This is a genomic window from Acinetobacter sp. ANC 4779, assembly GCF_004331055.1.
GTDB lineage: Bacteria > Pseudomonadota > Gammaproteobacteria > Pseudomonadales > Moraxellaceae > Acinetobacter.
This window is the reverse complement of the sequence record NZ_SJNU01000002.1, coordinates 230505-254360: the sequence shown is the minus strand read 5'-3', so window position 1 is coordinate 254360 and position 23856 is coordinate 230505. Positions and strand designations below refer to the sequence as shown.

Below are 23856 nucleotides of genomic sequence, written 5' to 3'. Positions count from 1 at the left end.
TGAGGATAACTGTGTGGAAAATAAACAATACAAAGATGATCAAAGCGCTGAATGGGTCAGCACTTGGAGTCAGTTTATTCGCCAGAAACCCTTTAGTCATGCATCATCGGACGCAAATCCAAGCGACATTATTGAGCAGGTTCTTACCGCAATTCAACAGGGCGACAGTTGTATTTCTGCAACTCAAGCACAAACCGACACACTGCATGATTTAGTGGTTGAGGTGTCCAATATACAGCAGCAGATTGCGCCTTTTGTTTATGAAGACAATCGTTTGTATTTATATCGCTATTGGGCGCTAGAACAGTCTTTGGCGGAGCAAGTTGCACGTTTAAAACAACAAAGTATTGAAGCTGTTGATATTTCATCTTATCCCGATTTATTGACTGATCCACATCAAATTCAAGCTTTAACCATGGTGGCGAAGCAAGGGTTAAATATTATTACCGGCGGACCGGGGACGGGGAAAACCTACACGCTGGCACGTATTATTGCCGTGCTGAATCAGGCGATGCCAAATATTCGTATTGCCATGGCAGCACCGACCGGTAAAGCTGCACAGCGTATGAAAGAGGCGCTGCAAAACTCGCTGAATGACGAAAAGTTGCAGGATTTGGTTACAGATGATTTAAAACAACTCAATCCGATTACCATTCACCGATTATTGGGTTTGGGAACGACTTATCAGCCACGTTTTCATAGCAAACAACCTTTGCCCTATGACGTGATTGTAGTCGATGAAGCTTCCATGCTGGATCTCAGTCTGGCGAATATGTTGCTGTCTGCGGTGCCAGATCATGCGCGGTTAATTTTGTTGGGCGATGCAGATCAATTGGCCGCAGTCGATGTCGGTTCGGTACTGGCAGATTTACAACAAGTCCCCGCTTTAGCCGAAAATCGAGTGAATCTGCTCACCAGTCGCCGTTTTAAAGCGGGTGCATTGATTGGTCAAATGGCGAAATTTATTCAAGTGCAACCACCTACTCAAAATGGCGCAGCATTGCTCGAAAAGTTTGCCGAGCAAGTGGTTCGTCCGAGTGAAATTAAATCAGTGTCGCTGCAAGTTGAAATGGATGATCAAATTCAATTGGAATATCTGCCACAGAATATGTCCAAGCAATTTGATCGAACACCGTATTACGACAAACTCATGCTCGGTTATCAGCATTATGTTGAGGCATTGAAAAGCTATTTAACTGCCGATGAGCCGGAACTTTGGGTGCAACACGTGGTCGAAGTTTTTGATGATTATCGAATTTTGGCAGCCATTCGAAATGGGGCTTTGGGCTTGACCCAGCTGAATCTAAAAATTGAACAACGCTTACTCGATGCTTTATCGCTACAGATGAGCAAGCAAGGCGATTGGTATGTCGGCCGTCCGGTGATGATGACCTATAACGATTACCAGCTGGGCTTGTCGAATGGTGATATCGGAATCTGTTTTAAACGCAGTCGAGATGGACAATCGCAATTTGAAGTTTATTTCCCCAGTCTGGAAAAATGGGTGCCGGCTACCCGCTTGCCGAAAAGTATTGAAACTGCCTTTGTGCTGACCATTCATAAGTCGCAAGGATCGGAATTTACCCATACCGCAGTGGTTTTAGATGAAACAGCAAAGGATTTATTAAGTAAAGAGTTACTGTACACCGCCATTACCCGGGCTAAAAAGGTGGTGAGTCTTTTGGCAGACCCAGAGGCTTTAGTACAAGCTTTAACCGTTAAAACCATGAGGAAAAGTGGAGTATTAGAGAAGGTTAATAATTTACTCAATTATCCCTTCGATTATTAATAATAAATAAATAAACTTTATTTTGTACGAAATTGCTTACATCAATTCGAGAAATTGACGCATAGAGCTTTACGACCGTTTTTGAGATGATGGCTGCACATAAAAAGCTCAACACGGAAAGTTGGGTAAAATCGCCATAAAATATAATAATAATGTCGAAAGACAGCGAACTTACAGTGAAGTAAGTAAAAAGAGGAAACTTACAGCCGCTAAGCCTTGTAGTTTTGGGAGAGACTACAGGGCTTTTTTATATGCAAAAAAATAGAGTTTTTTTATAACATGATTTGCTTAATCTATTATCAATACTAAAAATACGAGTAAATTTATTTTCAAGTGGATTTGAAGATTACGTTTTGTATTAAATAAATCTTAAATTACTGCTTAGTTATTGTATTTACATAAAAATATTAAATTAATCGCATTACAAGAATAATAAAAGAACAATTAATGTACGTAAAGGCTTACAAATAGATACGCAAAAGGCGACTTCTTTACACAAAGCTTTATGGCAAAATCAATCTCACAGGGAAGTATCAGTTATACAAGGATTGTTTATAATAATAACCGCGAAAAGCGAACATTATTACTATAAATAAAATAATAATTATTAAAAAATAAGAAACTACAGCGCAAAAAAGCCCAAGCTTAGCTTGGGCTTTTTTTTATCTTGTATCGGCATGATGTGTGGAACGGATGGATAAGCTTCAAGATTATGTTTTTTAAATAGAAAAAAATCCAAAAGGATATCTAGGACATGAGTTTTATTGCTGGATGAGTAAGTTAAACTTAAAGATAGAAGAATAAAAACTGTAGCTAATCAAGGAATTGAAATAAAAAGATAAAAACACGTTTCTATTTTTGCAATCAACCGACTTTTCCCTTAAAATAGCGCACTTGCTGTAGTGATGCACGGCAGTCAATTGAGTAATCAATTGATTCCTATCATATGTAATTTTTTAAGCATCTCGGAGAAATCGAATGGCTTTAACAAACGCAGATCGCGCAGAGATCGTTGCTAAATATGCTCGCGCTGAAAACGACACTGGTTCACCTGAAGTACAAGTAGCTTTGTTGACTGCACAAATCAATGATTTGCAAGGTCACTTTAAAGAACACAAACACGACCACCATAGCCGTCGCGGTCTTATCCGTATGGTTAACCAACGTCGTAAGCTTCTTGACTACCTTAAAGGTAAAGACACTACTCGTTACAGCGCTTTGATCGCTGCTTTAGGTTTACGTCGTTAATTCGATTAAACTTATTTTTCGGACTATTGCATTTTGAATGCTGTCAGACTGAAAAAGAAAGTCCACCTGGCTCCAACCAGGTAAAGGGAAGGGGCGATTGTTCGCTCCTTCTTTGTGTCTTAAATTAGTGTTTTGAAAATCTGGTGAGGTCGGCTTCTAAGCTTTGTCATTTATACTTACAGTTGAGTAATGTGAATGCCAAACCTTAGGGGTCTCCACTAGAATAGTTGTTCACAAGAACTAGGAAATATAAATACATGTCGATGTTTAATATTATTCGTAAAGAATTCCAATACGGTCAGCACCAAGTTGTTTTAGAAACAGGCCGTGTTGCGCGTCAAGCAAACACTGTTGTCATTACTATGGGCGGCGTAACTGTATTGGTTGCAATCGTAGCTCAGCCTAAAGCAAAAGCAGGTCAGGACTTTTTCCCGCTGACTGTTAATTATCAAGAAAAACAATATGCTGCTGGTCGTATTCCAGGTGGTTATGGTAAACGTGAAGGCCGTCAGTCTGAAGCTGAAACTTTAATTTCACGTTTGATTGACCGTCCAATTCGTCCGTTGTTCCCAGAAGGTTTCTATAACGAAATCCAAGTAACAGCCAGTGTAATTTCGTCTGACAAAACCATGGATGCTGACATTGCTGCAATGCTCGGTACTTCAGCTGCAATGTCAATTGCAGGTGTTCCGTTCCGTGGTCCAATCGCGGGCGCGCGTGTTGGTCTAATCAACGGCGAATACATCCTTAACCCGAACCATGAACAATTGAAAGAATCTGATCTTGATCTTGTTGTGGCAGGTACTGAAGCTGCAGTGCTTATGGTTGAATCTGAAGCGAAAGAGCTTTCAGAAGACCAAATGCTGGGTGCTGTACTTTTCGGTCATGACGAAATGCAAATCGCGATTCAAGCGATTAAAGAGTTTGCTGCTGCTGCAGGCGCGGTTGAATCTACTTGGGTTGCTCCAACCAAGAACGAAGAACTTCTTGGTAAACTTAAAGAAGCATTCGAAGCGAAAATCTCTGAAGCATACACAATTGCAGTTAAACAAGACCGTTATGCGGCGCTTGATGCACTTTATGCTGAAGCAGTTGCACAGTTCGTTCCAGAAAATGACGAAACGGGTATTGCTGACGAAGTTAACGAATTATTCGAAGACCTTAAATACCGTACCGTTCGTGACAACATCTTGTCTGGTAAACCGCGTATTGATGGTCGTGACACGAAAACTGTTCGTGGTCTAGATGTACAGGTGGGTGTTCTTGACCGTGCACACGGTTCAGCATTATTCACACGTGGTGAAACTCAAGCGTTGGTAACAACGACTTTGGGTAACACGCGTGATGCATTGATGGTTGATACTTTGTCAGGGACTAAAACTGATAACTTCATGTTGCATTACAATTTCCCTGCATACTCTGTAGGTGAAACAGGTCGTGAATCAGGTCCTAAACGTCGTGAAATCGGTCATGGCCGTTTGGCACGCCGTGGTGTTCAAGCCGTGCTTCCACCAGCTGACCGCTTCCCGTACGTGATCCGTATTGTATCGGACATCACTGAATCGAACGGTTCATCTTCAATGGCTTCTGTATGTGGTGCTTCATTATCACTTATGGACGCAGGTGTTCCATTGAAAGCGCCAGTTGCGGGTATCGCAATGGGTCTAGTGAAAGAAGGCGAGCGTTTCGCAGTTCTTTCTGACATCTTGGGTGATGAAGATCACTTGGGTGATATGGACTTTAAAGTAGCCGGTTCTGCAAACGGTATTACTGCGCTTCAAATGGATATCAAGATTGAAGGTATCACTGAAGAAATCATGGAAGCTGCATTAAACCAGGCTTATGCTGGTCGTATGCACATCCTAAACGCCATGAACCAAGTGATTTCACGCGCTCGTCCTGAAATTTCTATGCATGCGCCTACATTCCAAGTCATCACCATCAACCCGGATAAAATCCGTGATGTGATCGGTAAAGGCGGCGCGACTATTCGTGCAATCACTGAAGAAACTAAAGCATCGATTGATATCGAAGATAACGGTACAGTTCGTGTATTTGGTGAAACTAAAGCGGCTGCAGCTGCTGCGGTTGCTAAAATCCAGGCGCTTACTGCTGAAATCGAACCAGGTACAATTTACATGGGCAAAGTGATTCGTATTGTTGAATTCGGTGCGTTTGTAAACATTATGCCAGGTACTGACGGTTTACTTCATATTTCTCAAATTTCTAACGAACGTATTGCCAATGTTGCAGATGTATTGACAGAAGGCCAGGAAATTAAAGTACAAGTTGCTGATGTTGATAACCGTGGTCGTATCAAGTTAACAATGAAAGACATCGAACAAGTATAATTGTTTGAATATTCACATGAGTTAACTCATGTGAATGAAAATACATGAAAAGCCTTGAGCTTGGTTAAAGTGATTACTTTGGCTGGCTCGGGGCTTTTTTTTTGGTGATTTAACTTAGATTGAGATTTAGAAATAAACTGTTATTTGATTGCTTAAGTCTTCGGCTCAGCTCATAATTTTAAGGCTCATAGATTGAGTTGCCCAAATTTCTAGCGAGTAACAAAAAAAGCAGAATACTAAATAGAGAATTGTTTTAATGCAGGTTTATTACTTCTACCAACATCCGACAGAACATCATATTTTTGTACAAAAAAAGCTCAACACTGAAGCTGAAATTGAATTTATCTGGATTGATTGTACTCGGGCTGATGTGGTCAATCGTGCGGAGGCGTGGCAAAAAGAAATAGATCAGCATACACCTGTGTGCTTAAACGAATTTCATGTCAGGGATATTCTCAATTTAGAACATCCTTGCGCATTTGATACCATGGATGAATATGATTTACTTATTTTTCGTAAACTGATTACTCCAGATGATGACATAGAAACGGGTGAGCAGGCGCTTGAACAGCATGAAAACACCTTTGGTTTAGCCACCACACCGATTAGTTTTATCATGACACCTCAAGTGCTGATTACAGTGCGTGAGCAAGGCAATAAAGCAATAGAAAATTATATTTCCCGTATTGAAACCAATTTTATCCGCTCTACTCAAGAACAAAATAAGTCACGAAAACTTCCGATTACACCGCTCGATTTATCTTTGCGCTTAATAAACAGCATGGTGGATGGTTATCTGGATTTACGTGTGCCTCTAACCCGGCGGGTTGAATTTTGGCAGCAGGAATTACTGCAAGGTCATCGCCGCTTTGCGAAGTGGAATCAGTTATTACAAGAAAGTATGTCTTTTCAGCAAGTAGAAAATCTTTGTGAAGAACAAATTGATGCTTTACAAGAATTAAGAGATGAAATTGTCGATAATTACCCGCATTTAAAAGGCAAGAAAAAGACTGAACGACAAGATATTATGTTGGTGCGTATGAATGATCTGGTCAGTCATGTAGAAAGGATTCAAAAACATACGGTGCGCCTTCGTGCGTCCATTCAAGCAGCAATTGATTTGCATTTTTCGGCCATTGCCAATCAAACCAATGAAAATATGCGTATCTTGGCCATTATTACCGCCATTTTTGCACCGCTGACTTTATTGACCGGGGTTTATGGAATGAACTTTGAGTTTATTCCAGGTTTAAAATCTCCAACCGGGTTTTGGAGTATGTTGATCGTCATGTTCATCACCACTGTGTTGCTGGTTTATTATTTTTATCGCAGACACTTGGTGGGGCGAGGGGAAAAGAGCGTGATTGATTTATTGGCACAACAACATAAAGATCAACACGTGAATCTATTCTGGTTCTTGGACTATGGGCCGATTAAGCAATCTGTTCAAGAAACCATAAAAGAAGTTGAAAAGCTGACCAAGTTAAAATAGAGATTTGCTTTTTTATAAATCGCTGTTGATAAAAAGAAATCCTGTTTTTAAGTGCAACCCGATAAGTTGCTTTAAACTTAAAATCAGCTAAGTGGAATGATCTGTCTTTTCTTATTAATATTAAAAATTAAGAAGGATCAGCCACTTGAGCAGTTCGCGTCAGTATTTTATAGATCTCGTCTTTTATTTTAAGTTTTTTGCGCTTCATTGACTCAATATCATCATTGATCAGATGAACTGGATTGAGTTCAAGTTGAGCAATTTCTTTATCCAGTTCCTGATGACTCTCAAATATTTTTGCAAAATGAGGATCATCATGACGCAGTTTATGGATGAGTTCCTGATGTTCTGGAAACATCTTTTTCACTTTTTTATTGCATTCTTTGGTTTTCATAAGCCTAGATTATTCTCACAAAAAGTTGGTTTAAGGATAAAAATAACAACCATGTACTTGCCCCTATACAGCAGTACGCTTCAGTTTCAAAGACTCAATCAAGAGTCTTTTACATTCATGTGTCTAACTTGCTTGCGTAATTGTTGCACTTCATCAATTAAATCCAGCATCATCGCCACCGCGGAAAGACTGGCATCAAAGTCGCGTTGTAAACGGTAAGCCCGGCGTGCACGAGACACATCATCACCAAAGAATTGGTGAATCCTTTCTTCTGGGCGAGTGTCTAAAATATCGTATTCAAGCAGTTGTAAAACCCATTCCGGACTTTGTCCACACGCATCAGCAAAATGCTTTAAATCAAAACTATGGTGTTCATCAATGATTTCGGCATGATTAAACCCATCACATACAACTTCACGATAATGAATAGTGGTCATGATTGTCTCCTTAAGCATTACGAGGCTTAAATGCTGAAAAAGCTTCTGCAAAAGCTTGATAAGCCTGCTGTTCATGTTCAGTTTGCGCAGCTGGATACACGATATTTAAAACCAGGAATAAATGACCGGGTACTTTACTGGGTATCCCTTTGTCTTTGAGCCGAAGTTGCTGACCTGTCTTGGCATTTTTAGGCAGATTTACTTGCACCTTTGTTCCTTCAGGTATTGAAATTTCAATACTTTGGCCTAGGGCTGCTTCCCATGGCGCAACATTGATGGTGTAGTAAATATCTGCACCTTCAACTCTAATTTTTTCAGTATCTTTATAATGAATTTCAATATAAAGATCACCATTTTTCCCGCCATTGATTCCCGCTTGACCTTGTCCGGAAAGACGGATGCTTTGGCCTTCTTTCATTCCTTTAGGAATTTTGACCTGTAATATTTTGCGCTGAACTTCAGCTTCACCAAAAGCATTTAAAGTCGGAATTTGCAAGCTAAGCTGTTGCGTTGAGCCGTGGTATGCAATCGCCACATCAACTTCGATGCTGGCGTGTTGGTCTTCACCTTGATAACTACGCTGCTGTTGTCTTTGTTGATTTTGATATTGATAGTTTCCTCCACCAAAACCTGAACCGAAACGTCCAAAAAGATCTTCAAAGCCACTAAAGTCTGAAGGGTCTTGCTGGTTAAATCCTTGGCGGTAGAAGTGTGCATTGTCAAAACCATCGGTTCCTGTCTGTGCCCCCGATTGATGAAAAGCTTCAGGATGATCAAGCTGAAAATCATATTCAGCTTTTTTCTCTTCATTGCTTAAAGTGTCATAGGCAACATTAATGCCTTGCATCTTCTCTTCCGCATCCGCTTCTTTACTGACATCGGGATGGAATTTTCGAGCCAATTTTCGATAGGCTTTCTTTATTTGATCTGGTGTGGCATTACGCGTAATGCCAAGAACTTCATAATGACTTTTAGGCATAAAATAAGAAGCTAAAATTGGTTAGGTTTTAATCATTATTAAACCTTTCATGAAATTGAAATAGTGTAGATCTGTACCTTATTGTTTCAAATTATGACAAAAAAACTTCCAGTGAGCAGTCTGTAGAAATTTTCAATAAGATCAATATTTAACTTAGGCTGCACGAGTTCTAATTACTGAACCTCCAACATCGCCTCGAAAATTTAACCGTTTGTCACTGATACTTAGAGGTAACCTGCCTTATAGACTATTATCAATAGCATCTATAACCCAATCATGATTAAGTTCACGTGAGTTATCCGAATTTTGTTTAAAACCCTCCAATGAAAGGTAAATCGAGAAAGGATTTATTTTTAAGTTACGTGGGCAGATAGAACGGAGCATCATTTTATCTATTCCCTCGCACATTTCGGGTGACTACTATGATTCCTTGATAAGGAGCAGCGGGTTTAGTAATTTCAACCTGCTTTGTCTTGGTAGGCATGATCTCAGCTAGAACATGCTCATTAAGAAGGTCTCTTTATTTTTGAAGTCCTGTTGAATGCCTGGGAAGGGGAAGAGCAATCGGAGGTGCATTTTTAAGGCAGCCTTACATTTTGCATAATGATGAATTGAAGTGATCCTCCTTCCCGCATAAGCTCCATTTTTTTGTTTGCTAATCAAAACGTCTGCCGACGCATATCCTGTTTCGTCTTTAGATGGTTATCCATCTACTGCTGAATAAATAAAGTTGCTAACAAGCAATAATCCAGAAAAAAATATTTTTTATTCATACCCATAGTCTAAGTGCAATTAATTGTTTTTATCTTTCAGAAATAAAGCGTTATCGTCATTGCTGGCTTTGATCTATAGAGAAGTTTTACTCAAAAATAGGCAGATTACAACTAACAAGCTTCAGGTAAAATGACAGCAGGAATATCAGCTTAAATTTTCTGATAAAAAAAAGAGCAGCTAGATTGCCACTCTTGTTTTAGCGTTTGAAGCCAATTTAGCTCAGATGTTGGCCAAATAAGCCCAGAGCTTCTTCTGCAGTAAAGGTGTAGCGTGTACTACAGAATTGGCAGTCCATGGTAATTGGGTTTTGAAAATCCAAGGTTTCCTGTACTGCTTCCACTCCAATTTGAATGAGTGCATTGGCACAGCGCTCTTTGGAACAGGTACAACCAAAGCTTAACTTTTCCACTTCTGGTAAGCGCACATCCTCTTCGTTATATAAACGATAAAGAATTTCTTTAGCTTCGAGATCAGTCAGTTCTTCTGGTTTTAATGTGTCAGTCAAAATGGTTAGGCGTGGCCAGAGATCGTCATCAACAAGTTGCTGTTCTTCCTCACTAATGCGCGGTAACAGCTGAATCAGTAAACCGCCAGAATGCTTTGCAGTACTGGCCAAGCGAATTTTTGTCGGAATTTGTGCAGATAAATCATAATACTGCATCAGACAACCGGCTAAAGTGTCATGTTCGATAGGCACAATACCTTGATAACGTTCACCAAATTCAGGTTCAATATTAATAAACAGCACTGGGCTGACCAACGCTTTGAAAACCGTACTGCTGTCTTGTGCCTGAAAAAAGCGCGGATCTTCTTCGTAGTCAGCGGAAGCCCGTAATTCACCTAAATGGTTGCATTCCGCCATCGCCCATTTAAATGTGCCCGCTGCCTGAATTTGCAGACTAATACGCCCTTTAATTTTAAGGGTGCTGGCCAGTAGGGCTGTCGCACTGAGCATTTCACCCAAAAGGATTTGAAGCGCTTGCGGATAGTCGCGTTGGGCCAGAATGGTTTGCAAAACTTTTTCGAGATGCACCACTTCACCCCGAATCGGGCAATTTTCAATATAAAAGCGTTGACGTAATTCAGACATAAATTTCTCCAATAGCCGGTGTTAATGGTGTCTACATTGTAAAACACAAGCTAGTTACGATCATCTCTTGTGACATCAATACGCTGATGTGCTAAGCCACGCTGCAAATTGACGCCAGTCGGTTCTTGACGAATCTGGGCATCACTTTCAAATAAGTGTTCAAGCTCTGCTAAAGCATTACGATGTGTTTCATAAATTTTTTGTTCATCGGTATAGACCCGTTGTTGCTGAAGCAATAGTTTTTCATCGTAATCACGGAACAATTCAATACTTTTATTCGCATCTTCTTCACTGATATCCAGTTCGCGCAAGGCACGGTAGGCCATCCCCAAGGAAGATAAATAGGTTTCACGCCAGATATGGACTACCCCTAAATCACGCAGTAAATGCACATGATGACGATCACGTGCCCGTACTAAAAGTTTAAGGTGAGGATAGTTTAAACGAATATGACGCGCTACATTCATCGAGTCTTCAATATCATCAATCGCCAGCGCAAAAACTTTGGCCTGTTCAATTCCTGCCGAACGCAAGATATCGGGTTGGGTGGCATCGCCATAGTATACCTTACCGCCATACTTTCGCACGAAATCCACTTTTTCTAAATTGCTGTCAATTGCGGTAAAGGATTGATGCTGTAAATGGGCAATACGGGCTATGATCTGTCCGAAACGTCCAAAACCGGCAATGATCATTGAGTTATGCGTATCTGGAATTTCATCATAGACAGGCACTTTTTCTCTATCAATTAAAGGAATAATCCAGCTGCTGATCAGCCAGTACAGCATCGGGGTGAGCACCATGGAAAGTGTAACAATCAATGTTATAGGCTCAAGAATCGCTTGGGTGATGACTTTTTCACTCCCTGCCACTTTGAGCACCACAAAAGCAAATTCACCCCCTTGAGATAAACAGGTCGCAAGCAGCAAGCTGTTACGCCATGAATATTTTAAATAATGGGCAATTGCGGTCAGCGTAACGCTTTTGACCAGCATTAAAATGAAGGCACCGCCAATAATCATCCAGGGCATATCGACCAGTAGAGATAGCTGGGTGGTCATGCCGACCGTCATAAAGAACAGACCTAGTAACAGTCCTTTAAAGGGTGCAATACTGGCTTCAAGTTCATGGCGGAATTCCGAATCAGCGAGTAACACTCCAGTTAAGAAGGCTCCCAAAGTTGTACTGATACCCAGTACATCCATCAGTACAACTACGCCCAAGACAATAAACAGACCCACTGCAGTAATCAGTTCATGTGCGCCACTTTTTGCTACAAAGCGGAAAAATGGACGCATCAGATAGCGGCTAAACAGGAATAAGCCGCTAAAGGTGGCAATGATTGCGGCAAAATAAGCAACCCCATGATGGGTCGATTCGGTGCCGGCCAATAAGGGAATAATCGCCAATAGTGGAATCGCGGCAATATCCTGAAACAGTAGAATAGAAAAGGATTGTTGTCCGAAGGTGGTATTGAGTTGTTGTTTTTCCGCAAGCAATTGCAGAACAAAGGCGGTAGAGGATAAAGCCAGCGCAGTTCCAATCACAAAACTGGCCGAAAGGCTCTGGTTTAAGGCAAAAAAGATAAGGCTGGTAAGAATAACGCCAGTAATGCCGACTTGTAGACTCCCCATCAAAAAAATGGATTTACGCATCTCCCACAGTCGTTGCGGACGCAGCTCCAGCCCAATAATAAACATCAACAAAATGACGCCAAATTCCGCCAGTTCCTGAATCGCTTCCGGATCACTGGCAATATTAAAGACGCTGGGACCAAGTAAAATACCGGTAAACAAATAGCCGAGCACAGTGGCAATTCCAAAGCGCTTGGCCAAGGGAACCAAGAGTAGCGAAGCACCAAGGAAAATCGTAATTTGTAACAGTAGCGACATCGGTCTGTCCTAGAATTTATTCTAATTTCAAAAATTTTAAGCAAAGCCCGAACTTTGGCTTAGCTTAATTCCTGAGGATCTATATCCAGTGTAAGTTTCATGCTGGAGGGCTTTTGATGCAACATATTTTGCCACCAGGCACGAATATAAAAGTGTAATCGGGCACGATCTTGTGATAACAGCACCATATGTGCCTGATAGCGTCCGGCTTTACGTTCCATTGGGGCAGGAATCGGCCCCCAGATATCAATCAGGTTTTCAGAAATCTGTCTGAGCGCTTGGGCATGTTGCTGTAAAAATTCCTGATTTTGTTCCTGACTTTTCGATTCACAGCGAATCAGTGCTGCATACCGGAAAGGGGGTAATAGTGCTGCTTGACGCTCTTTTAAGGTCTGCTGGGCAAAATGCCGGTAGTCTTTGTCAATTAAAGTGTTGAGTAGAGGATGGTCGGGTCTCAGAGTTTGTAAATACACTTCACCTTTACGTTCACCGCGTCCGGCACGACCGGCAACTTGTACGATTAGTTGTGCGGTACGTTCAGTCGCACGAAAATCGACACTGAGCAAGCCTGAGTCAATATCCAAAATAGCCACTAAGGTGACGTAAGGAAAGTGATGTCCTTTGGCCAGCATTTGCGTACCGAGCAAAATAATCGGTTCACTTTTCTGAATTTTGTCATAAATTTTTTGCCAGCTACCGACTCGGCTGGTGGAATCCCGGTCGACGCGAATCACATCGAAATTGGGAAAAAGCAGTTGCAGGTGTTCTTCAACTTTGGCTGTGCCCAGACCAATGGATTTCAGTTCCGTATGCTTGCACTGCGGACAATGCTCCGGCATGCGATGAATGGTGCCACAGTGGTGACAATGCAAATGCTGATAAGGCTGGCGATGTACGGTAAAGTTGGCGTCGCAATGCGGACATTTGGCTTGCCAGGCACAGCTCTCACAAATCAGCACCGGCGCATAACCGCGGCGGTTTAAAAAAACCAAAACCTGTTCTTTTTTATCCAGCCGTTTTTGAATTTCATTAATCAGGTTTTGGCTAATACCATTTTGCTTTTGCGCAATTTTCAGATCAATCAGATGAATCTTTGGCATCAGCGCGATCCCTGCACGCTGATTCAGCTCTAAACGTGTCATTTTCCCGGAGTCAGCCAGTGCATAACTTTCAATGCTCGGTGTGGCTGAACCCAAAATAATCGGACAGTTCTCTAAATGTGCACGATACATTGCGACATCACGGGCGTGATATCTGAAACCTTCTTGCTGCTTAAATGAAAGGTCGTGTTCTTCATCTAAAATAATTAAACCCAAATTTGGCAATGGAGTGTAAATTGCAGAACGAGTGCCTAAAATAATCGAGGCTTTACCGGTTTGTGCCGCCTGCCAGGCTTGTAAGCGTTTGGAATCATTCAGTCCTGAATGCAGCAGCACAATATTGCCATGAAAACGCGACTGGAAACGGCTAATGGTTTGCGGAGTAAGCCCAATTTCAGGCACTAAAACCAAGACCTGTTTGCCTTGTTTTAGTACCTCTTGCATGATTTGCAAATAAACTTCAGTTTTACCGCTACCAGTTAAACCATCCAGTAAAAAAGCCTGATATTTTCTCTGTGCTTTAAGCACCTGTTGTACCGCTTTCTTTTGGTCTTCATTCGCTGTTAACGGCATTTGCGCCAGTGTCACCGGCTGTGGACTAAAATCCTGATTTTCCAGAACACATTCAATGATGTCTTTTTTTTCTAAAGCTTTCAGCGTCGCTGTTTCAATCCCGGCCAAATTTAAAATATTTTCGGTCGTTCCCTGAGGATGCAATTTCAGTATTTTATAGGCCTCTTGCTGTTTTTCAGAGCGCTTCACTTTAGTCTCAGCCGCTAAATCTAAAACTTTCCACATGCGTGCCAATAAATTATAGGGTTTTCCCTGACGTAAGAAGGTCGGCAAGGCACTCTGAAAAACTTCACCCATGGGGAACTGATAATATTGAGCTGACCAAGTAAGTAAATTTAAGCTTTTCGCATCTAAAATTGCCTCATCATCGAGTAACTCGGTAATGGCTTTAAGTTTAAAACGGGGATCAATCGGGGTGTCTGCTGTTAATTTTTCAACAATAATGGCCACCAGATTCTGACGTCCAAACGACACAGCAACACGTGCCCCAACTTCAGCTTTTTGGTATTGTTCAGCACTGAGTAAGTAATCGAAGCAGTCATAGAGATGTACAGGCACTGCAACACGAATGCGATAAATATCGGATGAAGTCGAGGGTGTATTTGGCATAAATTAGGGTCAAAGCGTCCTGATCAAATTTCGTCGTACTCAAGATAGAGTTATGTTAGAGTGAGCAAATCATGAATATCTAAGAATATGAATGATTTTGGTGGTCAGACGCAACAGCGCTGAAGCAAATTTTGGAAAATTAGAGCATCACAATGCCTGCATATCAATTTACTGCCATTGATGCTTCAGGGAAGCAGCAAAAAGGCGTGTTAGAAGGCGATTCAGCACGTCAGATTCGTCAACAGTTAAGAGACAAAGAGCTCATTCCTGTGACTGTCGATCCTGTTGAGCAAAAAGATAAGCACAATTCCACCCGCTGGTTTCAGAAAAAACTCACTGCTTATGATTTGGCCTTGTTTACCCGGCAGCTTTCAGTTTTGGTTGCAGCAGGGATTCCTTTAGAAGAAGCGCTGCGTGCAGTGGGCAAGCAAAGTGAAAAAGCTCATGTACAAAATTTGTTGATGTCCGTGCGATCAAAGGTCATGGAAGGGCATTCACTGGCCAATGCCTTGCAGCAAGCCGGGCGTTTACCGGATTTATATATCGCCACCATCGCAGCAGGTGAGCGCTCGGGTCATCTCGATTTAATTCTGGACCAGTTGTCAGATTACACCGAAAACCGTTTTGCCATGCAAAAGAAAGTGCAGGGCGCGATGATTTATCCAATTATCTTAATGCTGATGTCCTTTTCAATTGTGATGGGACTGATGACTTATGTGGTCCCCGATATTGTCAAAACCTTTGATCAAAATAAAGATGCATTGCCCTGGATTACGGTGGCGCTGATGAAAACCAGTGATTTTATTCGTGTGGCATGGCCATTTTTGCTGATAGCCAGTGTAGTGGGTTTTTCTGCTTTATTTCGCTTTTTAAGAACCTCTGCAGGGCATTATGCGTTTGATCGTTTAACACTCAAGTTGCCATTATTTGGTAAATTATCCCGTGGTATAAACGCAGCACGCTTTGCCAGTACCTTGTCGATTTTAACGCAGTCCGGCGTGCCTTTAGTAGATGCACTGAAAATTGGTGCCGCAGTGAGCAATAACTGGGTGATTCGTGATTCAGTCAATTTGGCTGCCGAAAAAGTCACCGAAGGAGGCAACCTTGCAACGCAACTGGAGCGCAGTGGTTATTTTCCACCGATGATGGTACAAATGATCAGAAGTGGTGAAGCCTCGGGCGAGCTGGATCGTATGCTGGAACGTGCTTCAATTATGCAGGATAGAGAAGTCACCACCCTCATTTCAACCCTACTTGCTCTACTTGAACCATTGATGCTGGTATTGATGGCCAGTATTGTACTGGTGATTGTGATTGCGGTGATGCTGCCAATTGTAAATATGAATAATATGATTTAACCCATTTTATAAAGATAACGATTTTGCGAGAGAGTGATATGCAAGGAAAAATATATCAAGCCAAGCAATCAGGTTTCACCTTGATTGAAGTGATGGTGGTCATTGTAATTTTAGGCGTTTTGGCTGCGCTGATTGTACCGAATGTAATGGGTCGTGGTGAAAAAGCCAAAGTCGATACTTCTGCCATTACCTTAAAAGGTGTTGCTGGAGCTTTGGATCAATACAAGCTGGATAATGGTAAATATCCTTCTATGCAAGATGGCGGTTTAGATGCACTGGTGAATCAGCCTGCTTCTGCAAAAAACTGGATGCAGGGCGGTTATGTCAAAGGTGGCTATCCGAAAGACAGTTGGGAAAATGATATCCAGTATGTGATTCCAGGTGCTGAAGGCCGTGCATTCGATTTATATTCTTTTGGCGCAGATGGCAAAGAAGGCGGTGAAGGGACAAATGCCGATATTTATTACCAGCCTTAACTGAAATCTATTATTTATTTTCAATGAATAGAATATATCACTTCACTTAATTTGACTGTTCAATGCTAAGTGAAGTGATAATAAATCTTAATTATAGAATATATAATAAGATATTGAATTTTAATATATTTAAATAATAATCCCGGTTTGATATTTATAATAAGAATGATTACCATATTTGATGGTTACAATAATGCGGGTATGTGAATAAAAATAGACTTTTCATTTATTCAAAAGCTTGCATAATGTTCTGAATGGCAAGGATTTTGCATCGGGAGGATAGAATGAAAGCATTAATCATATCGGATGAAATTAACCAATTTCATGCAGCAATGCTCAAATCTGTTCTTTTAATTTTGAGCTTACTTCCGATGAGTCAGAGCATTTTAACTTTATGGAATGCTACGGAAGGAAGTAGCCAGATTATGGTAGGCTTCTTTGCGATCAGTCTTTTCAACGCACTATGTGTACTGTGCTTTTGGTCTGCATTAAAAGCGACTGTATTAAGCGTAAAACAACAACAAATTTCAGCCTTAGAACAAAGGGTAGTGAATGTTTACCGTTATATCCCCATGCTATTTTTAACCGTAATGATGTCTTATTTAGTCACCCAGTTATAAAATCAGTCGAAACAAAAAAACCGAGACATTGAGCTCGGTTTTTTTGTTTCATTAAGTATATGCATGATTTAATCTTTCCCTCACCTCCCGTTTTTAAAGGGAGGCGCATCCTCTGGCAAAGGTAGAGGATTAAGGAGAGAGGGATATTTTAAGAAACTCTCTAACCCTTAACTTGAAACTTCGCTTTAAAAGCCATGCTTTAAAGCTCGTTCAGGAGAGAGAATCTATAAACCTTAACGCCGTGACTTAAACGACACATCAACCTTACGTGGACGATAAATCCAGCCCAGAATCAACAACAATAATGAGAAACCAAGAATCGGCCAGTCACTGAGACGCATATATAAGGTTTCACCTTGCATTGCTGGAACATCACCCCGAAGGATTGTTGTTTGATTAATAGGTGCCTGTTTCACAATATGACCATTATGATCAATAAATGCAGTCACACCGGTATTGGTAGCACGAATAAACCAGCGACCATTTTCTTTGGCACGCATTTGTACCATTTGTAAATGTTGCCAAGGCCCGGCAGTTCCGGTAAACCAGGCGTCATTGGATACGGTCACCAAGTAATCGCTTTGACTGGCATTACGACGGGTCAAATTGGGATAAGCCACTTCATAACAAATAGCAGCCCCCAGTGCATGATTTTTCACATGCAATGGTTTTTGATCACTTGCACCACGGGAAAAACCACTCATCGACGGGTCATTTTGTAATGCAGGCAACACCCAGCTGAGCCAGCCAGATAAAGGGATATATTCACCAAACGGAACCAGACGCTGCTTTTTATATAGACCGTTCGTCTCATCACCTGTCGCCATGATGCTGTTGTAGTACATTGGCATGCCTTCAGATTTAGATTCTTTCAAGTCCCAATAGGGAAGACCTGTGACCCATGCTGTGCCTGATTTTTCTGCCTGAACTTTCATGGCATCCAAGAAGGGTTCAATATCGGTCTGGAACATTGGGATGGAAGATTCAGGCCAGACAATCAGGTCGCGGCCCCATTCAGTACGGCTTAAATTGGCATAGATCATCAAGGTTTTGAATTGGTATTCTGTCAGCCATTTCAGGTCTTGCGGAATATTGCCTTGAATCAGGGAAACTGAAAGTGGCTTCTCATCCTTTTTTTCTACAAAGTTGAGATATGAAGCTCCCCAAGCCCCGAGCAGTAAGATCGCGGAAGGGATAATCCAAAATATACGTCTATTCAGAATTTCAACCAGCGCACAGGCCAGCATGATCACCACAAACGATACACCGAAGATCCCAAACAAGGGTGCATAGCCATCTAGAAAGCGTTCCGTGAAGGCATAACCGACAAATAACCAGGGAAAACCGGTGAATACCCAAGTTTTTGTCCACTCAAACAACACCCAAAGTGGTGCAAAGGTGAGGGGGGTTTCCGGAAAGAAGCGACGGTAAATCCAGGTTTGCAGAGCGGTAAATAAACCCATCACCAAGGCCATGAAGGCAATCATCAGTACACTTAAAAAGGCACTGGTATCACCATAAACATGGATGGAGGTATACAGCCAAAATGCGCCGACAAACCATAAGCCAAAGCCATACGCCCAGCCAATGCCAAAGGCTTGTCGGGCAGAGCGTTTACGCAAGGAAGCATACAGCAAGGCCGGGGACAGCAGTGCAAGCCACCAGTAATAATAAGGTGCCAGTGCAAAACTGAACATGGCACCTGAAAATAACGAAATTAAAAAGGGATAAATAAACGGGAGCTGATTTTTTTGTTGGGATGGATTTAGCAGCTTATCAAAGTATGTTCTCATTTACGGACAGCTCGAATCAGATGAATAGTACGTGCATCTGCTTCTACAATGGTGAATTCCCAATTTTCAAGTTCAATGATTTGACCTTGTAAATCGCTGACTAAACCAATTTCTTGAAGCAATAAACCGCCGACAGTTTCTACTTCATCATCAGAAAATTCAGCATCTAAAACATTGTTAAAATGTTCAATTGGTGTAAGTGCTTGAACGAGCCAGGTATTTGCGGTTTGAGGGTCATTATCCGGAATGATGTATTGAGCCTCTTCATCGACCGTATCATGTTCGTCTTCAATTTCACCGACAATTTCTTCTAAAATGTCTTCTAAAGTCACCACTCCAGAAGTTGTGCCATATTCATCAATGACCACGGCGATATGGGTCTGGGTATTTTTTAACATACGCAAGACTTGGTCAGAGCGGGCACTTTCAGGGACAAAGATCGGCTGGCGCATTAATGCACGAATATCGACTTTAGTGTTCTGTTCAGTCAAAAAGGGCAGTAAATCCTTGGCCAATAAAATGCCAACCACGTTATCGGGTTGATCAGACGAAAATACCGGGAAGCGAGAATGCGCAGACTCTACAAGAGTATGCAAGATGTCGAGTAGCTGATCATCTTCTTGCAGGCTAATCATCGATGTACGTGGGGTCATGACCTCACGGACTTTTGTTGCAGGAAGGTCAAGTACGCCTTCAAGCATTGCAACAGTATCGGGTTCTAAAAAACGACGTGAATCTTGTACTAATTTTAGCAGTTCGTCGCGAGTTTCGGGTGCAGTGCTTAACCATTTACGTAAGCCACGCATGCCCCACGACGGGCCTGATTCCTCGTGCATGATCTTTCCTAAAGACTCTTAATATCTAAAAAAACAAATTTTATCATACTCGAGAAAATATAGATGTCTATCTATAAAATTGCTGTATTTTATGAATGCATGAGTCATCATTTTTTATCATTTGGATCCGGGCTTTGAAAGCAAAAGACAGCATTTAAGTTTATGTTAAAATGGCGATGATTTTTTAATACCGAGTTTAAGAATGTCTGAACCGCTTGTTACTCCCACTATTCAGCTAAATACACGAGGACTACGTTGTCCTGAACCTGTAATGATGTTGCATCAAGCGATTCGTAAATCAAAATCGGGTGATGTGGTAGAAGTGTTTGCCACTGATAATTCGACGTCTTGGGATATTCCAAAATTCTGCATGCATTTAGGCCATGAATTATTATTACAAGAAGAAGTGCTGGATGAAGCCGGCAATAAAGAGTTTCATTATTTGGTCAAGAAAGGCTAATTGCGGTATTGGACGCATAAAAAAATCCCTGCATTATGCAGGGATTTTTTTATTGTAATTTTAAGAAAATTATAAATTTTCCTTGCGCAAGGAGCGAGCAATGCTCGACTTAATCCTTGTTCAAATTACATATTCGGATAGTTCGGACCACCGCCGCCTTCCGGCGTTACCCAAGTGATGTTCTGGGACGGATCCTTGATGTCACAGGTCTTGCAGTGCACACAGTTGGCTGCATTGATCTGGAAACGCTTGGAACCGTCATTATTTTCCATGATTTCATAGACCCCGGCCGGGCAGTAGCGCTGTGCAGGCTCATCCCATTTCGGCAGGTTCACATTCACCGGAATCGAGGCATCGGTCAGCTTCAAATGCGCCGGCTGGTTTTCTTCATGCACGGTGTTAGACACAAACACCGAAGACAGACGGTCAAAGGTCAGCTTGCCATCCGGTTTTGGATAGGTTGGCTTAAAGCTTTCCGCAGCCTGGGTTTTTAGTACCGCGTAGTCCAGAACCAGATCATGCAAAGTGAACGGAACTTTAAACACGTTCTGATCGATAAAGTTAAACGCACCGCCCATCCACTGACCGAATTTGTGCATCGCCGGGCCAAAGTTGCGCGAGTTATATAGCTCTTCTTTCAACCAGCTGTGGTTGAACTTGTCGGTGTAAGCTGTTAATTCTTTAACAAAGAAATCTTCGCCTTCCACCACACGCGCAACAGCCAGATCACCGCCTTTTTCCACACCAGCCGCAATCGCTTCAAACACCGCTTCACCGCAGAGCATGCCAGATTTCATCGCGGTATGTGAGCCTTTGATCTTGGCAAAGTTCAGGAAGCCGGCATCATCACCAATCAAAGAGCCGCCGGGGAAAGTGAATTTCGGTAGCGAGTTAAAACCGCCTTTGGTCACGGCACGCGCGCCATAAGAAATACGTTTACCGCCTTCCAGATACTGCTTGATTAAAGGATGGGTTTTCCAGCGCTGCATTTCCATAAATGGATACATGTGCGGGTTGGTATAGGACAGATCGACGATCATACCCAAGGTCACCTGGTTGTTTTCAGCGTGGTACAGCCACCAGCCGCCTGAAGAACCGGTCTCAGCAAGCGGCCAGCCTGCACCGTGCATTACCAGACCCGGTTTATGTTTTGCCGGATCAATTTCCCAAAGCTCTTTAATCCCGATGCCGTAATGCTGTGGATCAGCATCTTTATCCAGATTGTATTGTGCAATCAGGCGTTTACCTAAATGCCCCCGGCAGCCTTCAGCAAAAATGGTGTATTTGGCATGCAGTTCATAACCCGGGGTAAAGTTATGCGTCGGTTCGCCATCCTTGCCAATGCCCATATCACCGGTTTGAATGCCTTTTACCGTACCATCTGCATGATAGAGGATTTCTGAAGCGGCAAAGCCCGGGAAGATCGACACTTCCAGCTCTTCGGCTTTCGTGCCTAACCAGCGCACCACGTTGCCAAGCGAGATGACATAGTTGCCATTATTGTGCATGGTTTTTGGCACCATCCAGTGCGGTGCTTCCTGTGATTTTTCCTCTGAAAGCAGGAAGAATGTTTTGTCTTCTGTTACAGGGACATTAAGCGGCGCGCCTTGTTCTTTCCAGTCTGGGAACAACTCATTCATGGCACGCGGTTCAAGTACTGCACCCGACAGAATATGTGCACCGACTTCAGAGCCCTTTTCCACGACACAAACGGACAGATCGTTTAGATTGTTTGCAATTGCAAGTTGGCGGATTTTGATCGCTGCAGAAAGACCCGCAGGGCCTGCGCCTACGATAACGACGTCAAACTCCATCGATTCACGTTCGATGTGTTCCATGTAGGACTCCTCATATGATTTGAAGGTGGCAACCGTAATGATTTCACTCGGTGCTGCCATGAGTGTTCTTGATGCCCAGACACAATTTCATTATCGTGTCTTTTATATTGTGGGCTAGTATAGTTTTAAACCGTGATCTAGCCAATTGGCTGAATCATATTATTTTTCCGTCAGCAGGGGTATTCCGTATGGTTAATCAAAATAACTCACCAAATCAGAGGAAAAATGTCGCTATTCCTGATAATAAAAATTTAACGGATATTACACAATACTTAAAAGATGCACAGACCGGTCAAAAAAGGTCAATCCCCCCCTTGGATCAATTTAATCCAAAGCATTGTGGTGCAATGGATTTAAAGGTAAAAGCCAATGGAGAATGGTGGCACGAAGGTCAATTGATCAAGCGTCAAGCCATGATTGACTTGTTCTCAACCGTACTTTGGAAAGAAGACGGCAAGTTCTATCTAAGAACCCCGGTAGAGCAAATTGAAATAGAAGTGGAAGATGAGCCTTTATTTATCAATCAGGTGGATCAGGTTAAAATTGGGGTTAAAACCTATATTCAATTGACGACTACAACGCAGGATGTGGTGATTGTAGATCAGGAACACCCCGTTTTTATGCGTGAATATTCAGGAGAATTACGTCCTTATGTGCATGTTCGCTTTGGCATTAATGCCTTAATTCAACGTTCTGCTTTTTTTCATTTAATTGAAATGGGACAGCTGCTTGAAAATGCTCAAGGTGATACCATTTTAAGCCTACAAAGTGGCGATTTTTACTTGCAATTAGGCACCTGAGGTTTAAGCTTTGGTCTCTCCAATTTTGAACTGCTGAAAGTGAAGCTATGACAGCCATTCATCCTATTTATCCTTTAACAAATCCAATGCCCAAGGCGCAACCTGATGCTCCTATTGGGATTTTTGACTCTGGAATAGGGGGCTTGTCTATAGCACAGGACATTGCAAATTATTTGCCCAAAGAACGCATCCTCTATTATGCCGATACTGCAAACGTGCCTTATGGCCCGCGTGATGATCAAAATATTCGTGATCTGACCGCAAATGCAATTGAATGGTTATATCGTCAAGGCTGTAAAGTGGCAGTGGTAGCATGTAATACCGCATCTGCCTTTAGCTTGGATTATTTACGTGATCATTATGGTGAAGACTTTCCGATTATCGGATTAGTGCCGGCATTAAAACCTGCTGTATTACAAACCAAGTCAAAAACAATCGCGGTTCTTGCAACGCCAGCGACTTTTCGGGGCAAGCTGATTCAAGATGTGATGCAACGTTTTGCCCTGCCTGCCCATGTGAATGTTATTCCGGTGACCTGTCTGGAATTAGTGCCCTTTGTCGAAAATGGGGCGCAGATGAGTCTGGAATGTTTAGCCACTTTAAAAGAAATATTACAACCCGTGGTCGACCAGGGAGCAGATTATCTGGTTTTGGGATGCACGCATTATCCCTTCTTGAAACCTGCGATCGAATCGATTTTTGGTCAGAAACTGACATTAATTGACTCTGGTGTACCAGTTGCGCGACAAACAGCCCGAATTTTGATTAAAAATGAGTTATTATTTGAACATGATCAAAAAGACAGCGTAAGAATCGAATGTCATGTCAGTGGTCATAATGCAGAAAATTTAAAAACTGTGTTGCAGTACCTGATTCAACCGCATTTAACCTGGAATATTCGAAACATTGCGGTTGAATAAGTAAACAAACGCAGCTAGTCTTTTGAA

19 protein-coding genes are annotated in these 23856 nt (G+C 42.0%); 10 read left to right on the top strand and 9 right to left on the bottom strand.

Annotation, left to right across the window (positions count from 1 at the left end; translation table 11 throughout):
* The first annotated feature begins 13 nt into the window (after positions 1 to 13).
* The 4 genes from recD (at position 14) to E0H80_RS04125 (ending at position 6880) form a co-directional block, all read left to right on the top strand.
* On the top strand, positions 14 to 1789 hold the full coding sequence (recD, locus tag E0H80_RS04140; protein ID WP_171457804.1) for an exodeoxyribonuclease V subunit alpha: 1776 nt from the start codon (positions 14 to 16) through the stop codon (positions 1787 to 1789).
* 978 nt (positions 1790 to 2767) lie between these two features.
* Positions 2768 to 3037 (top strand): 30S ribosomal protein S15, encoded by a 270-nt coding sequence (gene rpsO / locus E0H80_RS04135; RefSeq protein WP_067722305.1) that lies wholly within the window; start codon positions 2768 to 2770, stop codon positions 3035 to 3037.
* Between the two features lie 263 nt (positions 3038 to 3300).
* Entirely contained in the window at positions 3301 to 5388 is a 2088-nt protein-coding gene (pnp, locus tag E0H80_RS04130) for a polyribonucleotide nucleotidyltransferase (RefSeq protein WP_171457811.1), read from the top strand.
* Between the two features lie 256 nt (positions 5389 to 5644).
* A complete protein-coding gene (locus E0H80_RS04125) occupies positions 5645 to 6880 on the top strand; it encodes a magnesium transporter CorA family protein (protein ID WP_131363400.1) in 1236 nt (411 codons plus the stop codon).
* Between the two features lie 127 nt (positions 6881 to 7007).
* On the opposite strand, the gene E0H80_RS04120 is transcribed toward E0H80_RS04125, so the two are convergent.
* The 6 genes from E0H80_RS04120 to E0H80_RS04095 all read right to left on the bottom strand — a co-directional run bounded on the left by E0H80_RS04120 (position 7008) and on the right by E0H80_RS04095 (position 14728).
* On the bottom strand, positions 7008 to 7274 hold the full coding sequence (locus E0H80_RS04120; RefSeq protein ID WP_131363398.1) for a YdcH family protein: 267 nt from the start codon (positions 7272 to 7274) through the stop codon (positions 7008 to 7010).
* A 98-nt stretch (positions 7275 to 7372) separates the two neighbouring features.
* Complete coding sequence (locus tag E0H80_RS04115; protein ID WP_067866172.1) at positions 7373 to 7711, bottom strand: chaperone modulator CbpM; 339 nt, start codon at positions 7709 to 7711, stop codon at positions 7373 to 7375.
* 10 nt (positions 7712 to 7721) lie between these two features.
* Positions 7722 to 8690, bottom strand: coding sequence for a DnaJ C-terminal domain-containing protein (locus E0H80_RS04110; protein WP_131363396.1), 969 nt, complete (start codon positions 8688 to 8690; stop codon positions 7722 to 7724).
* A 988-nt stretch (positions 8691 to 9678) separates the two neighbouring features.
* Positions 9679 to 10554 carry an Hsp33 family molecular chaperone HslO gene (locus tag E0H80_RS04105; RefSeq protein ID WP_131363394.1) on the bottom strand — a complete coding sequence of 292 codons (876 nt, stop codon included), beginning with the start codon at positions 10552 to 10554 and terminating at the stop codon, positions 9679 to 9681.
* 50 nt (positions 10555 to 10604) lie between these two features.
* Positions 10605 to 12446 carry a monovalent cation:proton antiporter-2 (CPA2) family protein gene (locus E0H80_RS04100; RefSeq protein WP_131363392.1) on the bottom strand — a complete coding sequence of 614 codons (1842 nt, stop codon included), beginning with the start codon at positions 12444 to 12446 and terminating at the stop codon, positions 10605 to 10607.
* Between the two features lie 59 nt (positions 12447 to 12505).
* A complete protein-coding gene (locus tag E0H80_RS04095; RefSeq protein ID WP_131363390.1) occupies positions 12506 to 14728 on the bottom strand; it encodes a primosomal protein N' in 2223 nt (740 codons plus the stop codon).
* Between the two features lie 152 nt (positions 14729 to 14880).
* On the opposite strand from E0H80_RS04095, the gene gspF reads away from it, so the two are divergent.
* From gspF to E0H80_RS04080, 3 genes are all read left to right on the top strand, one after another.
* Positions 14881 to 16086: a type II secretion system inner membrane protein GspF gene (gene gspF / locus E0H80_RS04090; RefSeq protein WP_131363388.1), complete on the top strand. Its 1206-nt coding sequence runs from the start codon at positions 14881 to 14883 to the stop codon at positions 16084 to 16086.
* Between the two features lie 38 nt (positions 16087 to 16124).
* Complete coding sequence (gspG, locus tag E0H80_RS04085; RefSeq protein WP_067866614.1) at positions 16125 to 16562, top strand: type II secretion system major pseudopilin GspG; 438 nt, start codon at positions 16125 to 16127, stop codon at positions 16560 to 16562.
* Positions 16563 to 16846: 284 nt separating this feature from the next.
* Entirely contained in the window at positions 16847 to 17182 is a 336-nt protein-coding gene (locus E0H80_RS04080) for a hypothetical protein (RefSeq protein WP_131363386.1), read from the top strand.
* 233 nt (positions 17183 to 17415) lie between these two features.
* Here the strand turns inward: E0H80_RS04080 and lnt are convergent, their stop codons facing one another.
* Together lnt and E0H80_RS04070 are read right to left on the bottom strand one after the other, a co-directional pair.
* On the bottom strand, positions 17416 to 18975 hold the full coding sequence (gene lnt / locus E0H80_RS04075; RefSeq protein ID WP_131363385.1) for an apolipoprotein N-acyltransferase: 1560 nt from the start codon (positions 18973 to 18975) through the stop codon (positions 17416 to 17418).
* Entirely contained in the window at positions 18972 to 19811 is an 840-nt protein-coding gene (locus E0H80_RS04070; protein WP_131363383.1) for an HlyC/CorC family transporter, read from the bottom strand. Before E0H80_RS04070 ends, lnt begins: the two co-directional genes overlap by 4 nt.
* Before the next feature lie 202 nt (positions 19812 to 20013).
* On the opposite strand from E0H80_RS04070, the gene tusA reads away from it, so the two are divergent.
* Positions 20014 to 20271 carry a sulfurtransferase TusA gene (gene tusA / locus E0H80_RS04065; protein WP_004649978.1) on the top strand — a complete coding sequence of 86 codons (258 nt, stop codon included), beginning with the start codon at positions 20014 to 20016 and terminating at the stop codon, positions 20269 to 20271.
* 125 nt (positions 20272 to 20396) lie between these two features.
* Here tusA and E0H80_RS04060 read toward each other — a convergent pair whose 3' ends face one another.
* Positions 20397 to 22109, bottom strand: a complete 1713-nt coding sequence (locus E0H80_RS04060; RefSeq protein ID WP_131363381.1) for an electron transfer flavoprotein-ubiquinone oxidoreductase — start codon at positions 22107 to 22109, stop codon at positions 20397 to 20399.
* Between the two features lie 188 nt (positions 22110 to 22297).
* On the opposite strand from E0H80_RS04060, the gene E0H80_RS04055 reads away from it, so the two are divergent.
* Together E0H80_RS04055 and murI are read left to right on the top strand one after the other, a co-directional pair.
* Positions 22298 to 22909 carry a DUF1285 domain-containing protein gene (locus tag E0H80_RS04055; RefSeq protein WP_131363379.1) on the top strand — a complete coding sequence of 204 codons (612 nt, stop codon included), beginning with the start codon at positions 22298 to 22300 and terminating at the stop codon, positions 22907 to 22909.
* 47 nt (positions 22910 to 22956) lie between these two features.
* The gene (gene murI, locus E0H80_RS04050; RefSeq protein ID WP_131363377.1) at positions 22957 to 23829 is read left to right on the top strand and encodes a glutamate racemase; all 873 of its coding nucleotides are present in this window, start codon (positions 22957 to 22959) and stop codon (positions 23827 to 23829) included.
* Positions 23830 to 23856 lie beyond the last annotated feature (27 nt).